Source organism: Methanosarcina subterranea, assembly GCF_055385895.1.
In genome coordinates this window covers 4,332,601-4,359,402 of record NZ_AP042426.1, presented here as the reverse complement: position 1 = coordinate 4,359,402, position 26,802 = coordinate 4,332,601, and the positions used below count along the sequence as shown (strand labels likewise).

General features: G+C 41.7%; 24 protein-coding genes and 1 tRNA gene. 13 read left to right on the top strand and 12 right to left on the bottom strand.

Features of this window, described 5'->3' with window-relative positions; genetic code table 11:
* Positions 1 to 2: 2 nt before the first annotated feature.
* Positions 3 to 155, bottom strand: coding sequence for a hypothetical protein (locus ACZ5A8_RS19040; protein ID WP_464530930.1), 153 nt, complete (start codon positions 153 to 155; stop codon positions 3 to 5).
* A 102-nt stretch (positions 156 to 257) separates the two neighbouring features.
* On the opposite strand from ACZ5A8_RS19040, the gene ACZ5A8_RS19035 reads away from it, so the two are divergent.
* Positions 258 to 911, top strand: a complete 654-nt coding sequence (locus ACZ5A8_RS19035) for a LysE family transporter (RefSeq protein WP_464530929.1) — start codon at positions 258 to 260, stop codon at positions 909 to 911.
* A 121-nt stretch (positions 912 to 1,032) separates the two neighbouring features.
* On the opposite strand, the gene ACZ5A8_RS19030 is transcribed toward ACZ5A8_RS19035, so the two are convergent.
* Positions 1,033 to 1,485: a hypothetical protein gene (locus ACZ5A8_RS19030; protein WP_464530927.1), complete on the bottom strand. Its 453-nt coding sequence runs from the start codon at positions 1,483 to 1,485 to the stop codon at positions 1,033 to 1,035.
* Between the two features lie 216 nt (positions 1,486 to 1,701).
* Here ACZ5A8_RS19030 and ACZ5A8_RS19025 point away from each other — a divergent pair, with 216 nt between their 5' ends.
* Complete coding sequence (locus ACZ5A8_RS19025) at positions 1,702 to 2,712, top strand: class I SAM-dependent methyltransferase (RefSeq protein ID WP_464530926.1); 1,011 nt, start codon at positions 1,702 to 1,704, stop codon at positions 2,710 to 2,712.
* A 961-nt stretch (positions 2,713 to 3,673) separates the two neighbouring features.
* Positions 3,674 to 3,745 (top strand) — tRNA-Thr (locus ACZ5A8_RS19020).
* Positions 3,746 to 3,865: 120 nt separating this feature from the next.
* Here ACZ5A8_RS19020 and ACZ5A8_RS19015 read toward each other — a convergent pair.
* The 4 genes from ACZ5A8_RS19015 to ACZ5A8_RS19000 all read right to left on the bottom strand — a co-directional run bounded on the left by ACZ5A8_RS19015 (position 3,866) and on the right by ACZ5A8_RS19000 (position 7,392).
* Positions 3,866 to 4,327: a peroxiredoxin gene (locus tag ACZ5A8_RS19015; RefSeq protein WP_464530924.1), complete on the bottom strand. Its 462-nt coding sequence runs from the start codon at positions 4,325 to 4,327 to the stop codon at positions 3,866 to 3,868.
* Positions 4,328 to 4,533: 206 nt separating this feature from the next.
* Positions 4,534 to 5,529, bottom strand: a complete 996-nt coding sequence (locus ACZ5A8_RS19010; protein ID WP_464530923.1) for a cation diffusion facilitator family transporter — start codon at positions 5,527 to 5,529, stop codon at positions 4,534 to 4,536.
* A 363-nt stretch (positions 5,530 to 5,892) separates the two neighbouring features.
* Complete coding sequence (locus ACZ5A8_RS19005) at positions 5,893 to 6,567, bottom strand: dienelactone hydrolase family protein (RefSeq protein ID WP_464530922.1); 675 nt, start codon at positions 6,565 to 6,567, stop codon at positions 5,893 to 5,895.
* A gap of 156 nt (positions 6,568 to 6,723) precedes the next feature.
* Entirely contained in the window at positions 6,724 to 7,392 is a 669-nt protein-coding gene (locus ACZ5A8_RS19000; protein ID WP_464530920.1) for a phosphoribosyltransferase, read from the bottom strand.
* Positions 7,393 to 7,789: 397 nt separating this feature from the next.
* Here ACZ5A8_RS19000 and ACZ5A8_RS18995 point away from each other — a divergent pair, with 397 nt between their 5' ends.
* A complete protein-coding gene (locus ACZ5A8_RS18995) occupies positions 7,790 to 9,760 on the top strand; it encodes an MASE3 domain-containing protein (protein WP_464530919.1) in 1,971 nt (656 codons plus the stop codon).
* Positions 9,761 to 9,949: 189 nt separating this feature from the next.
* Here the strand turns inward: ACZ5A8_RS18995 and ACZ5A8_RS18990 are convergent, their stop codons facing one another.
* Positions 9,950 to 10,132, bottom strand: a complete 183-nt coding sequence (locus tag ACZ5A8_RS18990; protein ID WP_464530918.1) for a hypothetical protein — start codon at positions 10,130 to 10,132, stop codon at positions 9,950 to 9,952.
* Between the two features lie 226 nt (positions 10,133 to 10,358).
* On the opposite strand from ACZ5A8_RS18990, the gene ACZ5A8_RS18985 reads away from it, so the two are divergent.
* The 3 genes from ACZ5A8_RS18985 to ACZ5A8_RS18975 all read left to right on the top strand — a co-directional run bounded on the left by ACZ5A8_RS18985 (position 10,359) and on the right by ACZ5A8_RS18975 (position 14,342).
* The gene (locus tag ACZ5A8_RS18985; RefSeq protein ID WP_464530916.1) at positions 10,359 to 12,332 is read left to right on the top strand and encodes an MASE3 domain-containing protein; all 1,974 of its coding nucleotides are present in this window, start codon (positions 10,359 to 10,361) and stop codon (positions 12,330 to 12,332) included.
* Positions 12,333 to 12,537: 205 nt separating this feature from the next.
* The gene (locus ACZ5A8_RS18980; RefSeq protein ID WP_464530915.1) at positions 12,538 to 13,974 is read left to right on the top strand and encodes a sodium/glutamate symporter; all 1,437 of its coding nucleotides are present in this window, start codon (positions 12,538 to 12,540) and stop codon (positions 13,972 to 13,974) included.
* A 98-nt stretch (positions 13,975 to 14,072) separates the two neighbouring features.
* Positions 14,073 to 14,342: a hypothetical protein gene (locus ACZ5A8_RS18975; RefSeq protein ID WP_464530914.1), complete on the top strand. Its 270-nt coding sequence runs from the start codon at positions 14,073 to 14,075 to the stop codon at positions 14,340 to 14,342.
* A gap of 193 nt (positions 14,343 to 14,535) precedes the next feature.
* On the opposite strand, the gene ACZ5A8_RS18970 is transcribed toward ACZ5A8_RS18975, so the two are convergent.
* On the bottom strand, positions 14,536 to 15,609 hold the full coding sequence (locus tag ACZ5A8_RS18970) for a hypothetical protein (protein WP_464530912.1): 1,074 nt from the start codon (positions 15,607 to 15,609) through the stop codon (positions 14,536 to 14,538).
* A 344-nt stretch (positions 15,610 to 15,953) separates the two neighbouring features.
* Between ACZ5A8_RS18970 and ACZ5A8_RS18965 the strand changes: the two genes are divergently transcribed.
* Positions 15,954 to 16,796, top strand: a complete 843-nt coding sequence (locus ACZ5A8_RS18965) for a helix-turn-helix transcriptional regulator (RefSeq protein WP_464530911.1) — start codon at positions 15,954 to 15,956, stop codon at positions 16,794 to 16,796.
* Positions 16,797 to 16,881: 85 nt separating this feature from the next.
* Positions 16,882 to 17,568: a hypothetical protein gene (locus ACZ5A8_RS18960; protein ID WP_464530910.1), complete on the top strand. Its 687-nt coding sequence runs from the start codon at positions 16,882 to 16,884 to the stop codon at positions 17,566 to 17,568.
* Between the two features lie 66 nt (positions 17,569 to 17,634).
* Here the strand turns inward: ACZ5A8_RS18960 and ACZ5A8_RS18955 are convergent, their stop codons facing one another.
* Positions 17,635 to 17,880: a transcriptional regulator gene (locus ACZ5A8_RS18955; protein ID WP_229390126.1), complete on the bottom strand. Its 246-nt coding sequence runs from the start codon at positions 17,878 to 17,880 to the stop codon at positions 17,635 to 17,637.
* Between the two features lie 540 nt (positions 17,881 to 18,420).
* Between ACZ5A8_RS18955 and ACZ5A8_RS18950 the strand changes: the two genes are divergently transcribed.
* Entirely contained in the window at positions 18,421 to 18,813 is a 393-nt protein-coding gene (locus ACZ5A8_RS18950; protein WP_229390125.1) for a PRC-barrel domain-containing protein, read from the top strand.
* Positions 18,814 to 18,960: 147 nt separating this feature from the next.
* Entirely contained in the window at positions 18,961 to 21,501 is a 2,541-nt protein-coding gene (locus ACZ5A8_RS18945; RefSeq protein WP_464530908.1) for a PRC-barrel domain-containing protein, read from the top strand.
* A 253-nt stretch (positions 21,502 to 21,754) separates the two neighbouring features.
* On the opposite strand, the gene ACZ5A8_RS18940 is transcribed toward ACZ5A8_RS18945, so the two are convergent.
* Both ACZ5A8_RS18940 and ACZ5A8_RS18935 read right to left on the bottom strand, forming a co-directional pair.
* On the bottom strand, positions 21,755 to 22,876 hold the full coding sequence (locus tag ACZ5A8_RS18940; RefSeq protein ID WP_464530907.1) for a DUF362 domain-containing protein: 1,122 nt from the start codon (positions 22,874 to 22,876) through the stop codon (positions 21,755 to 21,757).
* A 146-nt stretch (positions 22,877 to 23,022) separates the two neighbouring features.
* Entirely contained in the window at positions 23,023 to 23,430 is a 408-nt protein-coding gene (locus ACZ5A8_RS18935; protein ID WP_464530905.1) for an ArsR family transcriptional regulator, read from the bottom strand.
* Positions 23,431 to 23,690: 260 nt separating this feature from the next.
* Between ACZ5A8_RS18935 and groES the strand changes: the two genes are divergently transcribed.
* Entirely contained in the window at positions 23,691 to 23,969 is a 279-nt protein-coding gene (gene groES, locus ACZ5A8_RS18930) for a co-chaperone GroES (RefSeq protein WP_464530904.1), read from the top strand.
* Between the two features lie 123 nt (positions 23,970 to 24,092).
* Positions 24,093 to 25,703: a chaperonin GroEL gene (gene groL / locus ACZ5A8_RS18925; RefSeq protein WP_229390120.1), complete on the top strand. Its 1,611-nt coding sequence runs from the start codon at positions 24,093 to 24,095 to the stop codon at positions 25,701 to 25,703.
* Positions 25,704 to 25,923: 220 nt separating this feature from the next.
* Here groL and ACZ5A8_RS18920 read toward each other — a convergent pair whose 3' ends face one another.
* Positions 25,924 to 26,640 (bottom strand): hypothetical protein, encoded by a 717-nt coding sequence (locus tag ACZ5A8_RS18920; protein WP_464530902.1) that lies wholly within the window; start codon positions 26,638 to 26,640, stop codon positions 25,924 to 25,926.
* Between the last annotated feature and the right edge of the window lie 162 nt (positions 26,641 to 26,802).

Genomic DNA, 26,802 nt, shown 5'->3' with positions numbered 1-26,802 from the left:
TTTTACTCAGCCAGCCTGATTAAAGATTTTTCCGGGGAAGGTTTTTTCCAGGTGTGTGGAGGGTACGAATGTGCCCTTTTTTTCATTTCCTTTTCTTCAGAGCTGTCCTTTTTAGCTGTGCTCACATCTGCTTTCCGAAATCGTTTCCTTTTCAAAAGTATACATTTACTAAAATATCTATCTAATTTTTCTAAAAACTTCTAGATAAAATGCTGACAACTGATACTGCTGACAACTGATACTGCTGACAACCGATAATGCTGACAATTGAGATCTTCAGAGCCCTTCTCCTGGGCTTCACTGTCGGGCTTACAGGTGCCCTGGTCCCGGGACCGATGCTTTTTGCAACCATAGAGGTTTCTCTCAGAAAAGGCTGGCTTGCAGGCCCTGAAGTTGTGATCGGACATATTCTAGTTGAGCTTATGCTCTCTATTCTAATTACCTTTGGAGCTGCTTCACTTGTCGGCAGCGGTACAATCTCAGCTATCTCCGTTATTGGCGGGCTTGCACTTATGGTCTTCGGACTGCTTACGGTAAGAGATGCAAAAGCTGCTGCCTCTGCAAGAGCTTCTTGGGACGCTTCAGGCTTGAAATTTACTTCAAATCCTGTGACATTGGGCCTGATAACCTCCGTTTCCAATCCTTACTTCTGGATCTGGTGGCTAACTGCGGGTAGTGCGCTTGTGATTAAAGCACATGAACTGGGAATCCTTATCTCAGTAGCCTTTATCCTGGGTCACTGGGCGGCAGACCTTAGCTGGTTCACTGCAGTATCCGGGTCTTTCAGCCGGGGAAAAGCTCTGCTTTCTCAAAAAATGCACAGGTATATCCTCTACGCTTGCGGGATATTTCTGATAATTTTCGGGTTCTATTTCATGCTTAACTATAACAGCCCAGCTCAACTGTTCTGATAAGTATTTTTCCTGATAGTTTCTCTGATAATTTTCCTGATAGTTTCTCTGATAGTTTCTCTGATAATTTCTCTGATAGTTTCTCTGATAATTTCCCTGAAATTTACCTGATAAATATTCTTTACTTATATACATTCTTTAGAGCCATCGCTCGCTTATTCAGCGTTGAGAAAAGGTAGACTCCTCCGCTGAAAGTCAGCAAAAATAAACCTACAAGGATCCTCATATTTTTGACGGTTTTCCAGCTCCACCTGTTAGCTACGAACAGGGAACTAAGAGCCAGAGTGATAAGCCCGAAAGGGCTGTGAAGATATACGACTGCAGGAGCCTTTCTAGCAATTACGAGCTTGAATGCGGAGTATGCCATATACAGTAAAGATAAGGACCCCAGCATGTATCCTGCAGTATTTATCTTTCCATGTTTTGGAATTCCCTCTTTTTTTGAGCAGCTTCTTTTCAGTGCAATAATTCCGATTATATAAGTCAGCAGAGTTGAGACCTGCAATCCAAGCGAGATTTTCCTAATATGTTTAATACGCGGGCCCATTCCCAATTTTAACACCCCTTTTACCATGTTGCTTTCTGGTTTTAGTTAATGATCTTTGATTGAAGATAAGGCTCAGAATTAAAGATCTCTTTGGAAACAAAGTTACTGAAATATCTTCTCTGCTGGAAATCTTTTTCCAGAATCATGTGGACTGGAAAATTTGGGCTCGTTAATAATACTGGATAAATTGGGATAGCTTAATAACAAAAGGAGAACCTTAGGATTCCGAAAGGTCGATTTTCTATGAAAAGGCAGTGCATAAAAGTATCTAAAAAGAAAGGAGAACCTGCAAGAAGAGTCCTCCTTGGTCTTGAAATTCTTGATAATTCCTTGAAGATAGGTTCGGATGAAACTTTCCTTTATCTTCCCCTCACCAGGGAGCTCGTCCCTGAGGAGTTCGAGAGCCTACCGGAAGGCTCCGAACTTACGGATTTTGATTTCGAGCCCATAGAAAAAAAGCCTGTTCCTGAAGTCCTTCTAGGTTTCAGCCCTGCATACGAAGTCATAGGAGACATCGCCCTTCTGGAAGACGAGAATCTGGATGCGCAAACAGCCTTAAAGATCGCCGACGCCCTCCTCCGGACCCAGCCAAATATAAAATCCGTGGTCAAACCTCTTACTCCTGTCATAGGAGAATTCAGGATAAGAGAATTCGAGATAATAGCAGGCGAACCCAGAACCGAAACCATTCATAGAGAATACGGCTGCCGCTACAAAGTTGACCTTGCAAGAGCTTATTTTACCCCCCGCCTTTCTACGGAACGCTCAAGAATTCTCTCCTGGGTTAAGGAAGGCGATACTGTTGTCGATATGTTTGCCGGTGTCGGTCCTTACAGCATCCTGCTTGCAAAGAGCAAAAAACCTTCAAGGGTTATAGCAATCGACAAAAATCCTGATGCAGTGCACTACCTGAGAGAAAACATTTCCCTTAATTCCGCAAAAAACATCGAAGCAATCGAAGGCGATGCCAGGGAAGAGGCAAAAAGGTTTGCAGGAACTGCAGATCATGTGATTATGAACCTTCCTCACAATGCCTACGAATTCCTTGACTCTGCTGTCCTCCTCACAAAACCGGGCGGAATTATCCATTACTACGGAATGACTCCCGAAGATGACCTCTTCGAAAGTTCTGTCGAACTTATCAGAAAAGCTGCGGAAAAGGCAGGAAAGCAAGTCGAAATTCTGGAGAAAAGAGTAGTCCGTTCATATGCTCCTCATCAATATAACATATGTATCGAGGCAAAGGTAATTTGAGGCTTCTGTCTGCCGCAAGTTCCTGTGAAGTTTCGGAAATGGAAATCTCTCTGCCAGCTGACCTATACGGCAGCCAGGGTGTGCCAGTAAAAAACTCCTCTGCAGGCGAAGAGAGGGAATAATATGATCAAAAAATCAGAGACCTGCGTAAAAGAAAATGTTTAAACCGGAGTTTATACTTTATAGTATAAAGCCACATCAAGCGACATGATCTACATAGGGTCTAACAAAAAATTAATTATGTTGGGTAACAATTCCAAGCATTTTAATATAAAACCGACAAATATAGAACCAATTAAATAAATCGGTGTGGCACAAAAATAGTTAATTTCCCACTATATGGGGTCTAACACAGGATCTCTGTAACAAGACGCCCTATTATGGTTTCTTTAGTATAATATGGTGAAAATCATATAAGTATCAATCGGTGGGCTAGTTCAATATGTGGCGACGCCAAAATTGAACGAAACAAGTTTGGAACTTAATTAATTTCTTGTTAGACCTACATAATATCCATAGCTGCACCACGATTTTTATGAGATCTTATAAACTCCGGTTAAACATTTGCAGGTTAATTTCTGTAAAGGGCTGACGGTTGAAGTAATGCTCTTGAATTTACGATGTAGGAATTGTAATATTGGGGTTAAAAGAAGCTTAAAACTGCTTAATTACAGGTTATTAGTTATACTTTTGCAAGGAGCTGGTTTCAGATGTCCACACTTACCTATTTCATGATAGGCTTCTCAATTTTGATTGCTCTCATATTTATATGGTTCTACCTCAGATACTTTAAGAAAAGAGAGAAATAATAAGTTAAATAAAACTGAAGAGTAAGAAATTAACTGGCAGTTTATGCTTTCCTTTTCTTTTATCTCACGCTTTGCAGGAAAGAAACAGCCCTTACGAGCGAAATAGTTAAATTCTTAATCGCTCTTTTAAGTCTGCTTATCCCAATCCATGTGCCGTCGTGGCTTAGCGGTATAGCGGCTGATTCGTAATCAGCAGGTCGAGGGTTCAAGTCCCTCCGGCGGCTATCGGTTTTTTTGGTTCAAAGCCCATTTTCTGGAACTGTGAGGAAATGGAAATCTTCTTTTTAAACTTCTCTTTTGTAATAAATCTGGATATTTTTCACTGCTAGCCTGAGGGCTGATCTTTATTTTTTCAGGACCTCCATGATCTCTTCTATATCAGGAAGCTCGTGCCCCGGATATTTCTTGAAAAATATTACTTTCTGATTTTCATCAATGATTATATTCGCCCTTTCAGAGACGCCTTCCTTTTCCTTGAATATTCCGTATGTTCTGGCGACTTCCCCATGCGGCCAGAAATCCGAAAGGAATTTGATATGAGTAACCCCTAGTTCCCTTGCCCAGGCTTTCTTCGAAGGCATGGGATCTACACTTATACCAAGGGGTACCGTGTTTAGTTCGACAAAAAGCTCATGGTTTTCTTCAAGTGATTTCATCTGTGCTGCGCAGACCTGTGTCCAGGCAAGCGGGTGGAAGGACAGGAGTACCTTTTTTCCTTTCAGGTCATACAGGTGTAATTCTTCTCTCTTCTGGTCCCTTAACCGGAAGTCCTGGATTGTTTCTCCGATTCTCATCTCGTTTGTCATAAATTTCCCCAATTTAATATTTGTTTCTCTATTTAAGTTCTTAATTGCCTGTGCTTCTGAACTCCTAGCTCGTAAACCAGACTTTAGTACAGACTAAAAACATAAGGATGGAAAAATAAAATGGGTAAATGAACTATATCCGAAAATTCCGGGTACAGATGGAAAGCCCGATACATATCAGGGAGCAGTTCTGGATATTAACGAAATCAAGAGGACCTGTGACCTTTATTTGTTCTTTCGTATCCCGAATAATCTTTAGGGTCGGAACAGGGCTCTACGTGAATTGAGAAGTACCCGTTTTTGCCGCAGATTTCTTTTAATCTGTCTTCAACCTGCGTTGAAATTTCATGTGCATCTACGATGTTGAGGTTTCTGTCTACCTCAATATGGACATCTGCAGCCATAGCATTTCCTATCTTCCGGGTTTTTAATTCATGGAAACCCAGCACGCCATCTGTAGACATGAGAATCTCCTCAATACTTCTATAGGTTGCCGAATCCAGTGAGGCTTCCAGCAGTTCGTTCAGGTTTTTATATGAGATCTCGAATGCAACCTTGAAGATGAAGAAACTCAATATAACGGCAGCTATGGGGTCGAGTACTACCCACCTGCCGCCAAGCAGGATTGCGCCTCCAATCCCGATCATTGTCCCTACAGAAGAGAAAGCATCAGAACGGTGATGCCAGGCATTTGCAGTAAGAGCATCACTCTTAAGTTTTCGGGCATATATGATGGTGTAGCGGTATAGCCACTCTTTTAGCGCTATTGAGACGATTGCTGCAGCAAGAGCAATCCCGCCCGGAGCTGGCAGCACTTCCCCCTGAAAAAAAGCAATAACTTTCTGGAGACCACCCCAGAAAATCCCGAAAGCCACTGCAATAAGTACCAGTCCTATAAACGCAGCAGATAGGGTTTCGATTTTCCCGTGCCCGTAATTATGTGTGCTGTCTCCGGGTTTTCTGGCAACTTTCAAACCTGCTATTACTGCGATGTCGGTCATGAAGTCTGATGTGGAATGAGCGGCATCAGCAATCATTGCTGAACTGTTGCCCATTATCCCTGCAAAAAACTTAAAACCTGTCAGCAAAGCATTTGAAGCCATTGCAACTTTTGTTACATAAATCGCCTGGGAATACCGGGTATTTTCAGTCTTCTCAGAGCGAGAGAGAATTTCACTATCTGCACTATTAGTTACTTTCATGGTTTCTCAGAACAGCCAGATATATTTGAATAAGTCTTAAATTCATACCTGTAGTATATATCTTAAACGGGAACATATAGATAAGCGATCAACAGATATAAATATTCTCTCTCGCCTGCTCTGAATTTATTCGCGCCATTAGATGCCGTTTTTCTATCAAATTTTCACCATATGACCCTGAGTATATTTTTTTCTTATTTTTCCGAATGATTCCTCCTCAAAAATTTTCTTTAAGGATCATTTTAAGGTTTAATTCTCGGATTTGATTATCAGGTTTGATTTTTCAAGTCTATTACCGCAGGTCCGAGTCTTGATTTTTGTGTCTGCTGCCCTGTTTCAAAAGTTCTTTCAGGGCTTTTTTACTTACTCTGAAAGATATCTTTTAAACCATTCCCCGGCTAAACGAGCAACTTCTTCTAATGTTCCCGGTTCTTCAAAAAGATGTGTAGCACCCGGAACAATTTTAAGTTCCTTTTCCGTTATGACTATCCTGTCTAAAGCCCACTGGTTCATATCTATTACCTGAGTATCTCTTCCACCTACAATAAGCAGCGTTGGTGCTTTTACATACATCAGGGCAGTTTCAGCGAGGTCAGGTCGCCCTCCTCTCGAAACAACGGCTTTTACTGTGTCTGCATGTTCTTTTGCAGCCATGAGTGCGGCTGCAGCACCTGTACTGGCTCCAAAGTAGCCTATGTTGAGGTCTTTAGTATCCGGTCGATTTAAAAGCCATCTGGTCACATCGATAAGGCGTTTTGAAAGCAGGTCGATATCAAAACGGAGATGGCGCGTCATCATATCGACTCTCTCTTCCTCGACCGTCAGGAGATCAAATAAAAGGGTTCCAAGACCGTCTCTCTGCATTTCCTTTGCAACGTACTGGTTACGTGGGCTATGGCGGCTGCTTCCGCTTCCATGCACAAAAACAACAATTCCCCTGGCTCCTTCAGGAATATCCAGATTTCCTTCAAGATGAATTGAGTTAATTGGAATGTGGACTTCGATACTCTTTTTCCCCATACTCAACGATTCTTTCATACTGCCCCCCAAAAAGATTTGCTTTAGAATTTACAGGTATAAAGGTGCGTAAATAGCAAACTTACTTCTGAGTTAACATAAATAATAGATTTACCTGCCATTTGACTATGAGTTAGTAGTAGACTTGCCTTTAAGCAGATTTACCTTTTAGCAGATTTACCTTTGAGCTTTCCTTGATGGAAGATTCCTTGCTTGTTTCAGTAGTTCACATACTTCTTCATCCGTGGTCTGGCTAAAGTCCCCATACCAGGCCCCTACCGCATAAAAGGGCTCCGGCGTGGTAGCACAGATTATTTCATCTACTTTATCCTCAAAGAACCTGCACATGTCCGGGGAAGCCGTAGGGACTGCAACGACCAGTTTAGCCGGGTTTTTAGTTTTAATGGCTTCAACTGCTGCATGCATTGTTGCGCCGGTTGCAAGCCCGTCATCTATAAGGATTACAGTAATACCACTTATATCCGGCTTGGGATGGTCTCCACGATATTTGCGCTCCCGGCGTTCCAGTTCCCTAAATTCATTTGCAGCCACCGTAGCAATTACTCTGTCAGGTATCTGATAAGACCTTACAACGTCTTCGTTCAATACACGGATATCATCAGACGCAATTGCTCCCATTGCCAGTTCTTCATTGCCTGGAACTCCCAGCTTCCGTACTATGAAAACGTCCATTTTTACGTTCAGTTCTCTTGCAACTTCAAAAGCTACCGGGACTCCACCCCGCGGGAGAGCCAGTATTAGCACATCTGGACGGTTTGAATATTTTGAAAGTTCTTTTGCCAGCCTTTTCCCTGCATCTACTCTATCTTTAAAGATTGCCATCATTTCCTTCAACCCCCAGTTGAATCAGATTAATTCCTGAAACGCGTTACATTGCTTATAGTATCTATGTTTAAATCCTTAAATGTATAGATTATTATAAATTTAATTAAACCTCTTATAACTGTTACTTTAAAAACAATAGATGCCGGTAGAAAAATAACTGGTAAAAGTATAGCTGACGAAAGCAGAATGTTTGGAGTATCCTTTAATTTCGTATGCTATTTTATCTATGAAGAACTGGGCTTTAAATCAAGTTTGTTTTAAAAAATGATTGAATATAATTTTATATGAAGCTGATGTTGTTTTTTATATCTGATACATCATTTTAGATCTAACTGTAACAGGGGCGGGGCAAATAGCAGATTTTAAGGGAAAAAAGGTAGTAGTCGAGCCCTATGAAGTGATACTCTGGGCAGCTATAATCAGTGTACTCTACGTGATTAGCCTGAGTAACTTCCTGCTTTTCCATACTCTGGTAGAACTCTTCAGCGTGTATGTCGCATATGTGATATTTCTCGTAGTGTGGAAATCAAGAGAACATCTGGAAAGCCGATACCTTATGTTTATAGGGGTAGCTTACTTTTTTATCGGCGGTCTGGATCTATTATACACGCTTTCCTACGAAGGAATGGGTATATTCCCTGAACTTGGTCCAAATATGCATACTCAGTTCTGGATTGCTGCGAGGTATATGGAGAGTATCTCCCTTCTGCTGGCTCCTCTGTTTTTAACAGGTTACAGTACAGAGTACCTTAAAAAGAGTGACAGGTATATTGAAAGATCCAGGTTTGCCTGGGAAGCCTTTCTAGCGTACGCTGGAATTACTATCATTTGCCTGCTCTCTATTTTCGTTTTCAGGAACTTCCCGGATTCCTATATTGAAGGCTCAGGTTTCACTCCTTTTAAAATAATAAGTGAATATGTAATCTCTTCTATTCTTCTTTGTTCACTGATAGCCCTTTATGTAAAGAGGGATAGATTTGAGAACCACGTCTTCAGGTTACTCGCAGCGTCAATTATCCTGACAGCCCTGGGAGAGCTGAGTTTATCGATTTATGCGGGAGCAAATGGATTTTTTAACCTGACGGGACATTATCTCAAGATTTTTTCTTTCTACCTGATTTATAAAGCAATAGTTGAGACCGGATTTGAAGACCCTTTCAGCCTTCTTTTCAGGGAACTTAAGTATAGAGAAGAGGCTTTGAGGCAGGAAACAATTTTCCTCAAGGATGATCAGGGTTATCTTTACAGATTACTCGGTTTAAAGGAAAACCAGTTTGAGGAAAAGCTGTGTATGGAAAAGGTCCCTATAGATGAGAGAAACTACCGTTCATTTGTGCAAAATATAGAAGGACTTATCGGCGTTCGGCTTTATGAGAATCTTGAACCTGTACTCATGGACGGGTCTATTGAAGAGGTTACAGGGTACGGTAAGGAAGATTTCCTTTCTCATAAAGTCAAATGGACTGAACTGGTTATGCCCGAATGCCTGCCTCTGTTTTTTGATAATATGGAAAAAGCAATCTCTACCCCGGATCTTTCAAGGGAGTTGGAGTATAAAATACGCAGAAAAGATGGAGAAACTAGATGGGTCAGAGAAATTCTTCAGAAACTTCCGGAGCGCTCTGGAGCGCCAGGACAGATACAGGGTCTTGTCCGTGATATTACCAAACGTAAGATTGCAGAAGAAACTCTGACAAAAATACAGGAAGCCCGGATAAAGGAAATTCACCATCGAATTAAAAACAATTTACAGGTTATCTCTTCTCTTCTCAGTCTTGAGGCTGAAAAATTTGCTGATGAAAAAACGCTTGAAGCCTTCAGAGAAAGCCAGAACCGGGTTATCTCAATGGCTCTCATCCATGAGGAACTTTACGAAGGTAAAGGCATGGACACAATCGATTTTGCGGTTTACCTCAGGAAATTAACTCTTGACCTGTTCAGTTCATATCTCGTTGAAGTCGAAAAAATCAGCCTCAAACTGGACCTTGTGCAGGTTCATCTTGGTATGGACACTGCAATTCCTCTTGGAATTATTGTCAACGAGCTAGTTTCAAATTCTCTAAAACATGCTTTTCCTTCAGGCAGAGAAGGTGAAATCCGAATCCGCCTGAGCAGAGTGGAGGATTATACTTCAAAACCAGATGATTCAGGCAAAGACTGCAGCTGCCAGAATAGAAACGGTTTCCATTACATGCTTACAGTAGCAGATGACGGAACAGGCTTTCCTGATGAGATAGATTTCCGGAACCCTGAATCTCTTGGACTCCAGCTCGTAAATATTCTTGTTGAACAGATAGACGGCTGCATTGAACTTAAAAGGGACAACGGGACTGAATTCACGATCTGGTTTAATAATCCCGAAGACTAATGAGGTTTAAACTAATAAATTTGAATTAACAGGAGTTTGCAGGCATTTTTCAATCGGACTAAATCCACAATCCTTGTCTAATTTTATGCTCGCTTTGAAATTTTCCATATGAAATTATTTTTTAGTTGAAAAGAATTTTTTAGGTAATTAATTTAAAGTAGTTAATGATATAATGTTATATTCGTGGAGTTAGGAAGTTAGTGGGTATGAAAAATAAGTAAAGAACTGCCTGAAGGCCATTGATCCTGCTCCGGATCCAATATTCTTGGGGGAGTATATCTTCGGGGCTGCTGTATTGGGGAATCCAGTAAAAGGGGTGTAGCGCCTCCGGGCTTCTTCTTTCTCTGTTTTTACTGTCTTTTCTCTTTCCATTGTTTTATGTCCAATACATAAAATCAGGGGCTTCAAGCCCTCTGGTACTTAACAGGTATAATAACAGGTATAATTCAACGCAGATTTATAGAAGCTGATTAACGTTTCCAGATATATATTTTAAGGGCCAGATGGTATAGTTTTAGGGGGGCAACTGCATATATCATACATTCGGCGAAATAGATTTAAACCAGGGTTTTATGAGGCAGCGGTCTGGATAGCGATAATGGTCCTGCTCTACTTAATCAGCCTTGGTAATTACCTTCTCTTCCATACTGTGGTAGAACTGTTCAGTGTCTATGTTGCATACGTAGTATTTCTTATAGTGTGGAAGTCACGAGCTCGCCTGGAAAACAGGTATCTTATACTGATAGGGGTTGCTTTTTTTTTCATAGGAAGCGTTGATTTACTTCATACCCTTACATTCAAGGAAATGGGGATGTTCCCGGGTTTTGGAACTAACCTGACTGTCCAGCTCTGGATAGTTGCAAGATACCTGGAAAGCTTTTCCTTCCTGGTTGCCCCGCTGTTTTTGGTACACAACAGAGAGAATGAAAATAAAGAAATTGAGGGCAGATATAGAGAATCTCTTGATGATTCCACGTTTGCCTGGAAAGTTTTCCTTGTATATGCAGCAATTGCTACCTCTTGCCTGCTCTCTATCTTTTTTTTCAGAAATTTTCCGGTTGCTTATATTGAAGGTTCAGGGCTCACTCCTTTCAAAATTCTAAGCGAGTACATAATTTCTTTTGTTCTTTTTTGCTCTCTGATAACTCTTTATGCAAAAAGGGATAGATTCGAAAACAAAGTTTTCAAGCTGCTTGCAGCTTCAATAATTCTTACAGCCCTTGGGGAGCTATCTTTTACCCTGTACTCTCACGTAGACGAATCCCCAAACCTCATAGGTCATTATTTTAAACTGCTGTCTTTTTACCTTATTTACCAGGCGGTCGTAGATGTTGGATTTGAAGAGCCGTGCAGTCTTCTTTTCAGGGAACTCAAACACAGGGAAGAAGGCTTCAGGCAAAAAGCAATTTTTCTCGGGGATGAGTATAATCACATATGCAGAATGATAGGAGTAAACAGGGGTCTTGAGCAGAAATACAAAAGTGAAGATAAAGATCAGGAAGGTTACCGTTCGTTTTCAGAACATTTTCCAGGGATAGGATTTCAGCTTGACTGGGACTTCAAACCTGTATCTATCCAGGGGCCTGTTGAGGAAATGACAGGTTATAGAAAGGAAGACATCCTTTCAGGAAAAGTGGACTTGTTGGAAATAATTGTACCTGAAGACCAACCTTTAATTTTTGAAAATCGTCAGAAACTGAAATCAAACCCTAAACTTGTAATTGAGGATGAATTTAGAATCCGTAAAAAAAACGGAGAGACAAAATGGGTCAGGGAGATTACCCAGAGAATCCAGGGCGGGTCTGAAGGCTCAGGAAAATTCCAGGGTCTGGTTTATGATATCACTGAACGTAAAATGGCTGAAGAAGCCCTTGAAAAAATAGACAGGATTCGAGTAAAAGAGGTCCACCACAGAATAAAAAATAACCTCCAGGTTATCTCATCCCTGCTTAGTCTCCAGGCTGAAAAATTCGAAGATAGGGAAGTCATTGAAGCTTTCAGGGAAAGCCAGAACCGTGTCGCATCCATAGCTATGATCCATGAAGAGCTTCATGGAGGGGAAAGCCTGGATGCCCTTGATTTCGCAGACTATCTGCATAAACTGACTGCAGACCTTTTCAATTCATATCGTGTGGGTAAAGACGGCGTAAACCTTAAACTTGATCTTGAAAAGGTCTGGCTTGGCATGGATACTGCAATTCCCCTCGGAATTATTGTCAATGAACTGGTCTCAAATGCCCTGAAACATGCTTTTAAAGGTAAAAACGAGGGGGAAATCCGCATAAGCCTGCGAAATGCAAAAAGATCCGCTTCCATAGATGAGATTTCCGGTTCAGATCTGAATTCAGATCGGAATTCAGACCGGGAATGCTTTGAGAATAATGATTCACATTATATGTTGACCGTTGCAGATAATGGAAAAGGAATTCCTGAAGAAATAGATTTCCGAACCGCTGATTCTCTGGGGCTTCAGCTCATAACAATTCTTGTCGATCAGATAGATGGCTATATCGAACTTAACAGAGATCGGGGGACCGAGTTCACTATCCAGTTCAATAATGAAGGAAAGTAAGACTGGAAAAGCTCAGGAAATTAAAGCCGATATAGATCAGAGTACTGGGGACAAGACTTCCGAAGCCCACAATTTTCTTAAGTTCTCCTGAATTAATTAAAATGATTACTGTTTACAATTGAATGAAGATTATATAATTTGGAAAAATAAAAAGATAGCAATGGGAATGCATATAATAGAACGCGTTTAATACATTATCAAGGGTATGGAGATTAAGATGTCGCCTTCCATGGTAGGAATGAGTTTTCTGGTCCTGGGGATAATCCTTCTCCTTGGAAAATGGATAAGGGTAATTACCCCCGGTCTCCAGAAGCTCTTTATCCCCAGCTCTTTGATCGGCGGGTTTCTGGGCCTCGTTCTCGGGCCACAGGTCCTGGGCAACCTGATTGAATGGTCTGAATATGAGGACACTAAACTTGCCCTGCTTGCCGGCGGGATATTTCCTGAAGATATACTGACCATATGGGCTGCTCTTCCCGGGCTTTTTATAAACATTATTTTTGCCACACTTTTTCTCGGGAAAAAACTCCCCGGGATTCGAGAGATCTGGAACATAGCCGGGCCCCAGGTAGCCTTTGGACAGACCGTAGCCTGGGGCCAGTATGTTTTCGGAATATTGATAGCTATTCTTATACTGACTCCTTCCTTTGGCATTGATCCGATGGCAGGTGCACTTATTGAGATTGGATTTGAGGGAGGCCACGGGACTGCTGCAGGTCTGGCTTCTACCTTTCAAGAAGTCGGATTCCCTGAAGGGACAGACCTGTCACTAGGCCTTGCCACTATAGGTCTGCTCTTCAGTGTAATTTTCGGAATTATACTTTTAAACTATGGTGTAAGAACCGGGAAAACCACTGTTTTACAGTATCCTGGCGAAATCTCTCTTAAAAAAAATGATCAGGCAGGAATTGTTGATTTCGATGCAAGGGAGTCAGCAGGCAAAATTACAACGAAACCCGAATCTATCGAACCTCTCTCCCTTCATTTTGCTTATGTTGGAGTTGCTATAGGAATAGGCTATATTATTCTTCAGGCCCTCCAGCTGATAGAGGAACTTACATGGGGCAGGATAACAGGCGTATATCTTCTTGAACATATACCTCTTTTTCCGCTTGCAATGATAGGTGGAATTATTCTCGAGCTGTTCCTTGATAGATATGATAAGTATAAAACGCTTGATAGAAACCTGATGATGAGAATACAGGGCCTTTCCCTGGATATCCTGATAGTTAGCGCTATTGCAACTCTTTCTCTTGATGCCATAGGCGGCAATCTCGCTCCCTTTATTATCCTGAGTATTGTCGGTATTATCTGGAATGTAACAGCTTTTCTTTTGCTCGCGCCCAGAATGATCCCATCATACTGGTTTGAAAGAGGCATTGGAGATTTCGGGCAGTCAATGGGTATGACTGCAAGTGGACTCCTGCTGATGAAAATTGCAGACCCTGATAACAAATCTCCTGCTCTTGAGAGCTTTGGATATAAACAGCTCATGTTTGAACCCATTGTAGGAGGGGGCCTGTTTACAGCTATGTCAGTCCCCCTAATATTCAATTTTGGCCCGATTCCCGTGCTTATTCTGACAACTGTTGCTATGTTTTTCTGGGTAGGAATGGGACTTTTATATTTTGGCCGAAAATAACTGAACCTACTTACCCTTTTTAATAATCCTGTTACAACCTTCTTCTGGCAAACCCTGAAGACTGGAGAGTTGTAGTCCCAAGCGGAGTGCTGTCACATATGGGAAAGCATGGTTTCCTTATCCTGACCGAACCTGATGGCGAGCTGCCTGATGTTGCACGTTCTTACCTGCAGGTCATTCAACCTGAACCTATATATCCCAGCCAGCAGGTGTTCAACTTCGCATGGATTTTTGGCAGGGATGATAGTAATGAAACGGTTCGAGAGCTTGATGGGTTCCTTAAAGTGTCTTCCCCTGATAACGGGAACCGCAGCGGTTTAACAGCAGGAAATAACAGCAGTTTAATAAATACAGGCAACAATAGATAACAGAAGACGTGATTTCTTATTTTGGGATAACTGGGGCATCAATCCTGCTGGGATGAAAACTCAGATATGAAAAGCACCTTAAATAAAAATAAAAGGTGCTTTTTTCTTATTTCTTTCTATGAATTTTCTTCTCCGCTATTTTCTTCAAGCTAAGGGTTTATTTCCTTCCCTAAGGGCTTTAATCTCTACCTACTTATGTCCATCCGAGGTCTTTCATCTGTGCAGAATCACTTTCTTTTACCTTAGCGGTGTGAAAAAACTCGTCACTCCTTATGTCGAAGAACTCTATGCCGTACACGGTTCCATAATAAGCGGTTATCAGCTCTGACTGGGTTGGGGCTTTAATAAACTGGATGTTCCCTTCTTCATACCACCGATCCCAGGGAGTTTTATCTTCGGATATGCGGTATTTCATTTCTACAGTATTTCCTTCTGCTCCTGTGGTATTGCCGTTGTTCTCAGGCTCATTGTCAGTATTCTCAGACTCCTGTTCAACGGGCTGTTGAGAGACTTCGTCCCACTCTCCATCGATTACAGCAGACCTCACTTCTCCCTCAAAAACGGTAACTTCTATACTGTGAGGAGTAAGTGCTTGGGTTACGATCTGGTCTGTCCGGTTTCCATAGCCTCCGTGCCTGCTTGTAAATGTATAATTTAAAATATGCTGCTCCGGGAACGTCTCAAGCACCTCGTGACTTTCCAGCTCGAGGTCAAAGCCATCAAAACCGTATGTGGGTGCGGTTTCTATCCAGGCCCTGGCTATCCTTTCAGCTTCTTCCGGAGAGGTAGACAGGGCATAAGCCCTCAGTTCAACCAGTGCAGAATCGATTTCCTGGAGACCTTCAGGCATATATTCTGAATAGTAAGGGTCCACAGCTACGGTTTTTTCTTGGGTTTCCTCGATCAGGCTAATTTCGAGTGTTCCCACATCTGTAACAAGAGGCTGTCCTTCCTGCGGAACATACTGCTCTTCCATCTGAAGAAACTCGTTTTCTTCAAACAGGCTGATAAGATCTCTGAAAGCACTTTCGTTGAAAGGCTTTTCGTGTATTTTCATGAATCTTCCTTCATTATCCGAAGTTGTAAATACAACCGCTGTGCTGTTTACGGTTAACTCTTGCAACTGCATCTCCGGGAGTGTGAAGGCTCCGTATGTCATGTGGGTTATGGTTGCATTTTCTGAGATTTCTTCTGTTTGTTTTTCAGTACATCCGGCTACAAAAGTTAATAACAATATCAATAGTACAGAAATTGTTTTGTTAATCAAAATCTCCTCCTTACTTTCCCTCAAAGTTCTGCCTAAGGATACTTTTTAACTGACTTAAATATATTTTTAACTGAAAATTTTTCTTTAATTATAGTATAAAACCTTTCCTTTAATATTGTATTTTTTTTAAATATGTATTTTTGTTAAGATTTGAGCTAATTAATGATAATTTGTAATTAATTTATCCTCTTTTCTGGTTTAATTTCTTAATTTTTTGGATCCCCAAATTCAAGATAACATTTATATCTGTACACTAATGATTATATCAGTACTATAATTATTTGAAATCTTCATATTATTGCATTTCCTAAAAATGCTGATTTAAGTGAGAAGGCACAAACCAGATGAAACTGCAGCTTGTTAATCTTCTTTTATTTTCCGACAAAAGGAAAAATTTACTATTAGTGCTGTCAGAAGGGCCCAGAAACATTGATGAAATTCTTGATCTTCTTCAGGTCCCCAGAATTTCCATGCTTCCCCAGATCAAAAAATTAAAAGAAGAAGGTCTAATTGTTCAGAAAGAAAATGTATATCATCTTTCTATAATAGGCAATATATTAGTCAAAAAAGCCAGACCATTACTTGATGCGGCCAGTACATTTGAAGACAACGGTTATTTCTGGAGCCACAGGAAACTGGATTGTATTCCTTTTCATTTATTAAAACGGATCGGTGACCTTAAAGTAAGTCAGCTTACCGAACCTGGGCTTTCTTATGGATTTGATCTGTTTCCTGAGCTGATTAATCATCTTGCCGGATCCTCACAGGTTATGCTCCTTTTTTCTTATTTTCATCCTCAGATTCCTTCTTTTTCCCTTGAGCTCGTAAAAAAAGGTGTTAAGGTGCAGCTCATCCTTAGCAAAGATTCATTTGATAGGTTTTCAATGGATTTTCGTGATGTGGGAGAAAAGATCCTGGCGAAGGAAAATTCCTCTATTTTTATGCATGCAGGAACACCGCTTGAAATTCCTGCACTCATCGCTATTTCGGAAAAAGCGTTATTGTTAGGATTTTTTAATAAGAAAGGAAGGTTTGAAGGGCAGTATCTTCTTAGTTTTGAACCCCGCGCCCTGGTATGGGGCAGAGAACTCTTCAAATATTATATGAAAAGGTCAGAGAATGTATGTTCAATGGATTACCCGTATACCAGCTTTGATAGTCAGAAAACTTCCGATGACCTGCAGTAAAATCAGAATATGTGTATCCGAATATGTCTTTAAATTAGAACTTAAATTAGGAAGATGAGATCTCCGGTTTTAAGTATCTTTTATTGTGAAAAGTCCTACAGGTATCCTGATGAAACGCAACTCTAAGGAATGGAAAGAAAAAAGGGCTGAATTCATTGAAGGCAAGGCATGTGCCTGGTGCGGCTCTTCTGACTGCCTGTGTATCCACACTCCCGGAGCCTTTTCCTCGGCAGAGATCCGTTCCGGGATTTACAGTCTCGCTTATGCCAGGTTCAGGGAAGTATACAGACAGAAGTACCAGAAATTCGAGTACTTCCTGACCGGTAAACACCGCCATAAAAGCCATCCTGCCTGGCACAAAGCCTCGACAATACATAAAATCGAGCCTGACCATACTGGCCTTGAAGAACAGCGCATCGAGGAGCTTGTTGAAGACGCAGGAGAAGGAAACTTCAAAAGATTTTATCACGAATGGCTTGAAGAAAGTGGGATTGAAGAGCTGATTGAAGAAGAAACCAGAAAAGCAGAGGAAGAATATTCGTCTCTGGAGCATGCAATTGTGCTCTGCAAGCGCTGTCATTTTGCAAGCTTGAAAGGCATGGAACTCTGCCCTGTATGCAGAAAAAAGTATAAGCCTCCAAGATATGAGACCTGCTTTGACTGTCTGCCCGATATAAAAAAGAAAGAAGTTCTGGAAAGGCAAAAGGAAAAAGAGAATTTTCCGGGGAATTCAGAGCAATCTTTTGATAAATCAGTTACTGAAGAGCCATAGTTACTGAAGAGCCATAGTTTCATTTTCTGACTATATGAATATATGACCCGGAAAGTATAGTCCTTCTTAGAGAAGAGCCCAGCCACCCCCTCCACAGGCTCTGCAGGTTCCGTTTTCCAGATTTCCGGACCCGCTGCAAAGTGGACATGTTATTGCAGGCTGGGCAACGAGCACGTTCCCCTGTCCTCCACAGGCTTCACAGATTCCACCTTCAGCATGCCCGGTTCCGTTGCAAAGAGAACATTTTTCCGGAGCATACTCTGTATCTTTATAGGTATAAAGCATCCCATCACCTTCTTCATGTACGAGCACAGGGGTATTTTCCCAAGCAAAAGATTCTTTTAATACATATTCTAGGCGTTCTGGATTAAAAGATCTTGCAAAAAGATAAAAAAGAAAGTGTTATAATGTAATTGCCGGATTTTTTTATATTTATCATCCTTTTTTATGTATCTTTCTAAAGTGTTCTTGAGAATGTTTTAGAAATATGTAAAAGTTTAGTCCTTAAGCTTGATTAATAATTTTGCCCCTGGCTTTAACCTTTTAATTTGCTTGTTTGAGGGAAACATTAAACCAAAGGAGCTTATTTCCAACCTATATGAGGCCGCTTGCCAGCCAGATATTTCCGGAGCTCAAAGAAAACTCTTAAAGAAAAATCAGTCTTTTCTGTGATTTCTTACTAAAATTTATTCATAACTTTATCTCTTAGTAACATAAAATATTATTTTTAATGATTCCGGTAGTTTTAAGTAACATCAAAAAAATAATAATCATTGGGGGAGAGATTTTAAAGTTATGTCTTGGGGGACGCGGACTTTAAAATATATTTCTTTACCTCAGGGAGTTGGAATTATGGTACATAGAGATAATCCGGAATTTTTGTCAGCAAGCACTATAAAAGGAGATAAAGTCATCAATACAGCTGGAGAAGATCTTGGGAAGATTGAAGAATTAATGATTGACCTTCGTGATGGAAGAGTAGCATATGCAGTACTCTCTTTTGGTGGATTCCTGGGTTTAGGCAACAAGTTATTTGCTATTCCATGGAATGCCCTTTCGTTAAGAGTGCACGAACACGCCTTCGTACTTGATATTCCTAAAGAAACTCTCGAAAAAGCAGAAGGCTTTGATAAGGATAACTGGCCTGTAACCAGCCGTGAATGGCTTTCCTCTATGTACAGCTACTATGGATATCAGCCCTACTGGCAGACAGAAGTACTGGAAAACCGACCAGGTAACATTTAAGCCTTTGTAGCTGAGCAAGCAAATACAGATGTCAACCTTACTGGCACGTAGGGGGTTGGAATAAACTTAATCAGGAGGTTAATTTTGAAGTTGTGTCCTGGGGAACACGGACTTTAAGATATCTTCTTACTTTAGGGAGTTGGAACTATGGCACATAAAAATAATCCAGATTTTTTATCAGCAAGCACTATAAAAGGGGATAAGGTCGTCAATACAGCTGGGGAGGACCTTGGAAAGATTGAAGAATTAATGGTTGACGTCGATGACGGAAGAATAGCATATGCAGTACTGTCTTTTGGCGGATTCCTGGGTATGGGGGACAAACTATTTGCTATTCCCTGGCAGGCTTTCAGACTGAAACTGCATGATCATGCCTTCTTACTTGATGTTCCTAAAGAAACTCTTGAAAATGCAGAAGGCTTTGATAAGGATAACTGGCCTGTAACCAGCCGTGAATGGCTTTCCAGAAACTATACTTATTATGGATACCAGCCTTACTGGCAGACAGAAGTGGCGGGACAAACTGTAATACGGGGTGAGACAGAAGCAAAAAGAGTATCCCGGGCAAGCAGAGAAAATCCTGACTTTTTGTCAGCAGACACTATGAAAGGGGATAAAGTTGTCAATACATCTGGAGATGACGTTGGGAAAATTGACGAATTAATGATTGATCTCGAAAACGGAAAAGTAGCATATGCTGTACTTTCACATGGTGGGATACTGGGTATAGGTAGCAAATTGTTTGCTATTCCCTGGCAGGCTCTTACTTTGAGAGTGCATGATCACGCCTTCGTACTTAATATTCCTAAAGAAACTTTTGATAAGGCAGAAGGCTTTGATAAGGGCAACTGGCCTTTAACTCGTGAGGAACTCTCCAGAACCTACACTTACTATGGATACGAGCCTTACTGGCAGGCACTACCGGCGGCAGCGGCAGGAGTTTCGACAGGAATCATGGGTGAGACAGAAGCAGAAAGAATGGCCCGGCTGGAAAGAGAAAGATCAGGAATGGTAGAAACTGAAGAAGAGAGAAAGGCCCGGATGGAAAGAGAAAGGCTTGAAGGGCTAAGAGAAACACAGGAAGAAAAGGTATCCCATCTAGAAGAACAACGGATTCAGAGAGAGAGGCAGACCGAAACCGAGAGGGAGAGATTGGCCCGGCTGGAAAGAGAGCAGATGGAATTAGAGAAGCAGGCAGAAATCGAAAGAAGGAGGCTGGTAGGGTTAGAGAAAGAGCTTCAGGAGGCCATCAGACTAGAAGAGACCGAAAAAGTGTCCAGGCTCGAAAAAGAGATGAATGTAGTAAAGATGCAGGAAGAGGCCCGGAGAGAGAGACTGGCACAGCTGGAAAGTGAACGGGAAAGAGTAGGAAGGCAAGAAGATGTCGAGAAAGAGAAACTTTCCCGGCTTGAAAGAGAGCGTATGGAAGCTGAAAAACGGGAGGAATCCGAGAAAGAGAAGCTTGCCGGGCTTGGAAGAGAGCGTATGGAAGCTGAGAGGAAGGTAGAGACTGAACAGGAGAGGCTTTCCCGGCTGGAAAGAGAGCGTATGGAAGCTGAGAGGAAAGTAGAGACCGAGCAAGAAAGGCTTTCCCGGCTGGAAAGAGAGCGTATGGAAGCAGAAAAGTGGCAAGAGACGGAATCGGCAAGGATGGCCCGGATGGGAGGTATGGCAAGCAGAGAAAACCCAGATTTTCTGTCAGCAACCACGATAAAAGGGGACAAGGTTATCAATACAGCCGGAGAGGATCTTGGGAAGATTGAAGAATTAATGATTGACCTCCGTGATGGAAGAATAGCATATGCAGTACTGTCTTTTGGCGGATTCCTGGGTATAGGGGACAAACTATTTGCTATTCCCTGGCAGTCTCTTAGACTGAAACTTCATGATCATGCCTTCGTGCTTGATATTCCTAAAGAAACTCTTGAAAAAGCAGAGGGCTTTGATAAAGATAACTGGCCTGTAACTTCTCATGAGTGGCTTTCCAGAACCTACACTTACTATGGATACGAGCCTTACTGGCAGAGAGAAGTGACCGAAAGAACCGGATTGCCTGGAGAGATGGGATCAGAAAGAGTATCCGGAAGAGAAGGTCTGGCGAGCAGAGAAAGTCCTGACTTTTTGTCAGCAGGCACTATGAAAGGGGACAAAGTTATCAATACAGCTGGAGAGGATCTTGGGAAGATTGAAGAATTAATGATTGACCTTCATGATGGAAGAGTAGCATATGCTGTACTTTCCTTTGGCGGATTCCTGGGTATGAGCGATAAGCTGTTTGCTATTCCCTGGCAGTCCCTTTCATTGAGAGTACACGAACATGCTTTCGTCCTTAATACTCCCAAAGATGTCCTGGAAAACGCAGAAGGATTTGATAAGGGCAACTGGCCTTTAACCCGTGAAGAACTCTACAGGACCTACACTTACTATGGATATCAGCCCTACTGGCAGATAGTAGTCGTGGAGCAGGCAGAAATTTCGACAGGGGTGCAGGCTGAGACAGAACCAGAAAGAATGGCCCGGACAGAAAGAGAGAAACATGAACAGCTAAAAACTGCGGAAGAGAAAATGGCTCAGCAGGATAAAGAACGAATAGAAAGGATGGAGAGGACGGAGACAGATAAAGAGAAGCGGGAACGGCTAGAAAGAGAGCGCATGGTAGCAGAGAGGCGGGAACACAAATACCAGTAATTTTATTTAGCACATCAGGGAGGCATTATTCTGTCTCCCTTAACTATATTGTATTTCTGGTAACAGTGTAAGTTCTTATTTAAGCCGGCTTCAAACAGATAAGAAAGCACTCAAGTTCTTATTCTCAATTTTTAATTTACTTTCAATTATTTAATTTCCTTTTAATATTTATTTTCAACTTTTTTCAACTTTTTTCAACTTTTTTCAACTTTTTTCAATTTTTAAATATACTGGCCACGTTTTACGAACTAAATTACTTTTTTGCTGTCAGAAGAGTTGCCAGTAGCGATTTTTTAATTTCTACTGCGTTACTTGGGCAGAGTTCACGGCAGCAGTAGCATAAAATACATTTCTCCTGGTTGATCCTGAAACTCCCGTCTTCCAGCTGTTCTACAGCCTGCGGAGAACAATTATTGTAACAAGCTCCGCAGTGAGTGCATTTTCTTTGATTGACCCGGGGATATATTGTGTAATACTTGCCAAGACTGCGTGTAAGAAAAGGTGGGGCTGTGCTGACTCCGCCACTTGATGGTTTGAATTTCTTTTTGACCTCTTTTAACGGCGTTCCGACCACGACAGGGCACTGGTTTCCGAAACCTTTCTTGAGAGCGCCTGCTGTCGTGGGAATTTTCAAAGGATCAAAGCCTATCAGTTCTGCCGCAACAATATCCAGGGAAACACAGTCCCGGCTTGCCAGAATTACTCCTGAATTTACAGGTTTTCCGTGGGAAGGCCCGTTTCCTTCCATACCCACAACTCCGTCCATGACCGCAAAACCGGGCATGACAACAGAATATACATCGGCAACAGCTTCGCCAAAAAGGTTTCTTTTTCCAAGAAGGTGTATCTCTTTTCGGCACTTCAGAGGAAGGGCTCCAAAGAAGTTCTTGACCGCGCCTGTATAATATGTAAGCTCATGGGTTTTCAGTTTCGGAAGGGATATTATAACATCGGCTTCAAGGACAGGGTTTGCAATGTATAGTTTTCGGAACTGAAGGGGCTCAGGGACTTCTACCAGGGTAAAGCCTGCAGTTTCAAAGTTCACAACTCTTGCTCCGGCTTTTCGGGTAGCCTCTTCTATGCCTGAAGCCCTCAGGGCTGTTGCTGTAGCCCCAGGTCTTGAGATCCCGGCTCCGTCTCCAACGATTGGCTTTCCTCCAGCACTGAGCACGAATTCACACATTGCTGCTACCACAGAAGGATGGGTAGTTGTGGCAGTTTCCGGTGGGCTGGCTGAAAGGATGTTAGGCTTGAGAAGTACGCGGTCTCCCGGATTAATTATGCTCTCAAGGCCTCCCAGCAAGTCAAGAGCCCTGGCTATTGCTTCTTTTGTATCAGAATAATTAGAGCAGGGAACTATGGAGACTTTATTCATTGCTGAAAAAGAATGAAGGTAGTTATTGAATTCTTTTTCGGTTTCAGTTTGCTGTGTAAGCCTGTTATCAGTTTGCCATTTTTCTTATGTGTTTTCCATACTTTTTAAGTAATTTCACATTTTTTAACTACTTTCCTGCCTATTTTTTACCTGTTCTTGAGCCCCATTGTGGAATCAATTTCCTCAGCTATGCTTTCCAGCTCGTCAAGTATCCTTTCCGAGTCCTTCCGCATCTCCTTCACTGCAGCTTTCAGACTGCCTCCTCTCAGATAGATCAGGCGTTTTTTCCTGTAAAGGAGCCCGGAGTCATTGAGGTTTCGGAGGTGATGGTTGATTCTTGAGATCTTCATATCAAGGTCTTCAGCCAGAACTTCCGATGAACTTATCTCGTCATTTGAGAGTTTTTCAAGTAGACTGAAGACTATCCTGTTGGCTGTATTTTCTGTATCCCTTCCTGAAGAGAAGCCTAAGCTGTCACATAACCATAAAAGGTCTTCTTCAAGGCTCTTGATTCGGGGTTTTTCTAAATTTCTGAGGATAATCTGCTGAACCATCTGTGTACTATTTTAGAGATTCAGGTATATATATTTTATTTTAATTTGTAGACATCATTTCGATTTTTTTGCAATTATACTTATTTTACTAATAAATTCTTTCTGTTTTGCTGGTAATTTTTAAATATAAGTTTCGCATTATATGCAGATAGTTGAGCGTTTTACAGCTCAGTACATTCATTAATTCCATGCTGACCTTTAGCAACCAGTGAATGTTCAGCTAATATTGAGGTCACTTACATATAAAGGAGGAATAAAGAGTGATTATCAGACCTATTGGCGAACGAGTATTACTCAAGCACCAGAAGAAAGAAGAAGTAACTAAAGGCGGGATTTATATCCCGGATTCTGCACGGCAGGAGAAGAAAGAAGGAGTCGTTATAGCTGTGGGGACCTTTGAAGATGGGAAAGAACTTCCTCTTAAAAAGGGTGACCATGTAATTTACGGGGGGTACCAGGCTGATGAAATTGAAATAGATAATGAGAATTACATTTTTGTCGACTTCAAGGATATCCTGGCAACAGTTATTGAAGAATAAGTTGAATGAGGCCTCTTCTGAATATATTACATAAGGCATATGACAATGTCAGGTAAATCATGGCTTAGATAAATCATGACTTAACTCAATAAGAATATTTGATCCTAATTCAGGTGAATACAGATGGCTTCAAAGCAGATAATGTTTGATGAGAGTGCTAGAAAAGCACTTTTAAATGGTGTGGATAAAGTCGCAAATACTGTTAAGATCACCCTCGGACCGAAGGGCCGTTATGTCGTGCTGGATAAAAGTACAAAGCCCGTAGTCACAAATGACGGTGTCACCATTGCAAAAGAAATAGAGCTCCATGATAAGTTCGAAAATATGGGAGCCAAACTCGTCAAGGAAGTAGCTTCCAGAACTCAGGACAACACAGGAGACGGGACAACTACCGCAACCCTCCTTGCCCAGAGCATGATCCGGGAAGGTTTAAAAAACATTAGTGCAGGGGCAAATCCCATAGAGGTCAAAAAAGGGATTGAGATTGCTACAGAAAAGGTTGTAGGGTACCTCAAGAGCAAGAGTGTCGAGGTAAAGGGCAAGGACAAAATCATACAGGTAGCTACTATTTCCGCAAATAATGACGAAGAAATAGGCAACCTGATTGCCGATGCCATGGAAAGGGTCGGTTACAATGGGGTAATCACTGTCGAAGATTCAAAAACCATGGAAACCAGTCTTGATGTGGTTGAGGGTATGCAGTTTGACCGTGGATTTGTTTCTCCCTATATGGCACTTGATACTGAAAAAATGATCTGTGAATTTGAAGACCCCTATATATTGATTACGGACAAAAAAATCAACAGCATGAAGCAGATAGTGCCTGTACTTGAGAAAGTTGCTTCTGAAGGCCGGTCCCTCCTGATTATTGCTGAGGATGTCGATGGGGATGCCCAGGCAGCCCTGATTCTGAATATTATCCGCGGAGCCCTGCGGGTCTGCGCTGTAAAGTCTCCTGGTTTTGGAAACGAGAGAAAGGAGATGCTTGAAGACATTGCCGTCCTGACCGGCGGGCAGGTTATCAGCGAAGAAAAGGGCATGAAACTTGAGGAATTCAGCGACCACATGCTCGGAAGTGCCAGGAAAGTTACGGTTGACAACCATAAGACCATAATTGTAGAAGGCAGGGGCGACAAGGCAGAAATTGACGAAAGGGTCAGGATCATCGAAGCCCAGGTCAATATTGCTGAAGCCGACTACAGAAAGACCGAACTTAAAAAGCGCCAGGCAAAACTGGGAGGTGGCGTTGCGGTAATTAAAGTAGGTGCTGCAACCGAAACCGAACTTAAGGAAAAGAAGATGAGAATTGACGATGCCCTGAATGCTACAAAAGCCGCAGTTGAAGAAGGTGTGGTCACAGGAGGAGGAATTAGTCTCTTCCGTGCAGCTGCAACCCTGGATTCCTTGAACCTTGATGGCGACAGGCAGGTAGGTGTAAAGATCGTCCAGAGGTCCATAGAAGAGCCTGTCCGCCAGATCGCCACAAATGCAGGCAGGGAAGGCGCTGAAGTGGTGGCAACCATAAGGGCAGAATCCAGCGAACTCTTCGGGTACAATGCAAAGAGAGACGTGTTTGAAGATCTCTTCGAAGCAGGTGTAATCGACCCGACAAAAGTGGTAAGAAGCGGCCTTCAGAACGCTGCCTCAATCGCAGGCATGATGCTCACAACAGAAGCACTTGTAACAGACTTCGATGAAGAAAAGGATGACCGGACAGCTGCAATCATAATCTAATGCAGCTTTTTTCTTCCTCTTCTCATCTTTTTTTCTTTTTGCTATCTACTATTGAATGATCAGTATTTTCATGCTCTATTTCACGGTACTGCTGAGATTTACTTTAACTATCTCAAAAACCGCCGGCTCAAGCGGCGCCAGTATGCGGAGTAAAGTTAACTAAAAATACTTCATTCAGGCTACTCTATATTAATATTAACATCAATCGAACCGTAGACTCTCATTTTTTCTCTTCTCTTCTCTTCTCTTCTCTTCTCTTCTCTTCTCTTCTCTTCTCTTCTCTTCTCTTCTCTTCTCTTCTCTTCTCTTCTCTTCTCTTCTCTTCTCTTCTCTTCTCTTCTCTTCTCTTCTCTTCTCTTCTCTTCTCTTCTCTTCTCTTCTCTTCTCTTCTCTTCTCTTCTCTTCTCTTCTCTTCTCTTCTCTTCTCTTCTCTTCTCTTCTCTTCTCTTCTCTTCTCTTCTCTTCTCTTCTCTTCTCTTCTCTTCTCTTCTCTTCTCTTCTCTTCTCTTCTCTTCTCTTCTCTTCTCTTCTCTTCTCTTCTCTTCTCTTCTCTTCTCTTCTCTTCTCTTCTCTTCTCTTCTCTTCTCTTCTCTTCTCTTCTCTTCTCTTCTCTTCTCTTCTCTTCTCTTCTCTTCTCTTCTCTTCTCTTCTCTTCTCTTCTCTTCTCTTCTCTTCTCTTCTCTTCTCTTCTCTTCTCTTCTCTTCTCTTCTCTTCTCTTCTCTTCTCTTCTCTTCTCTTCTCTTCTCTTCTCTTCTCTTCTCTTCTCTTCTCTTCTCTTCTCTTCTCTTCTCTTCTCTTCTCTTCTCTTCTCTTCTCTTCTCTTCTCTTCTCTTCTCTTCTCTTCTCTTCTCTTCTCTTCTCTTCTCTTCTCTTCTCTTCTCTTCTCTTCTCTTCTCTTCTCTTCTCTTCTCTTCTCTTCTCTTCTCTCTTTATCATCCTATTTTTTCATGTTTTCTTCACTCCGGTAAAGGCTGAAAACCTTTTTCTCTCATGAATACATTATTTTTGTAAGAGCGTAATTATCGATATTTATAACTGTTAATCTATAGTCTATCTGTTATAATCCTCCTATTTTATTTTACTGCAGATTCCTCCTAT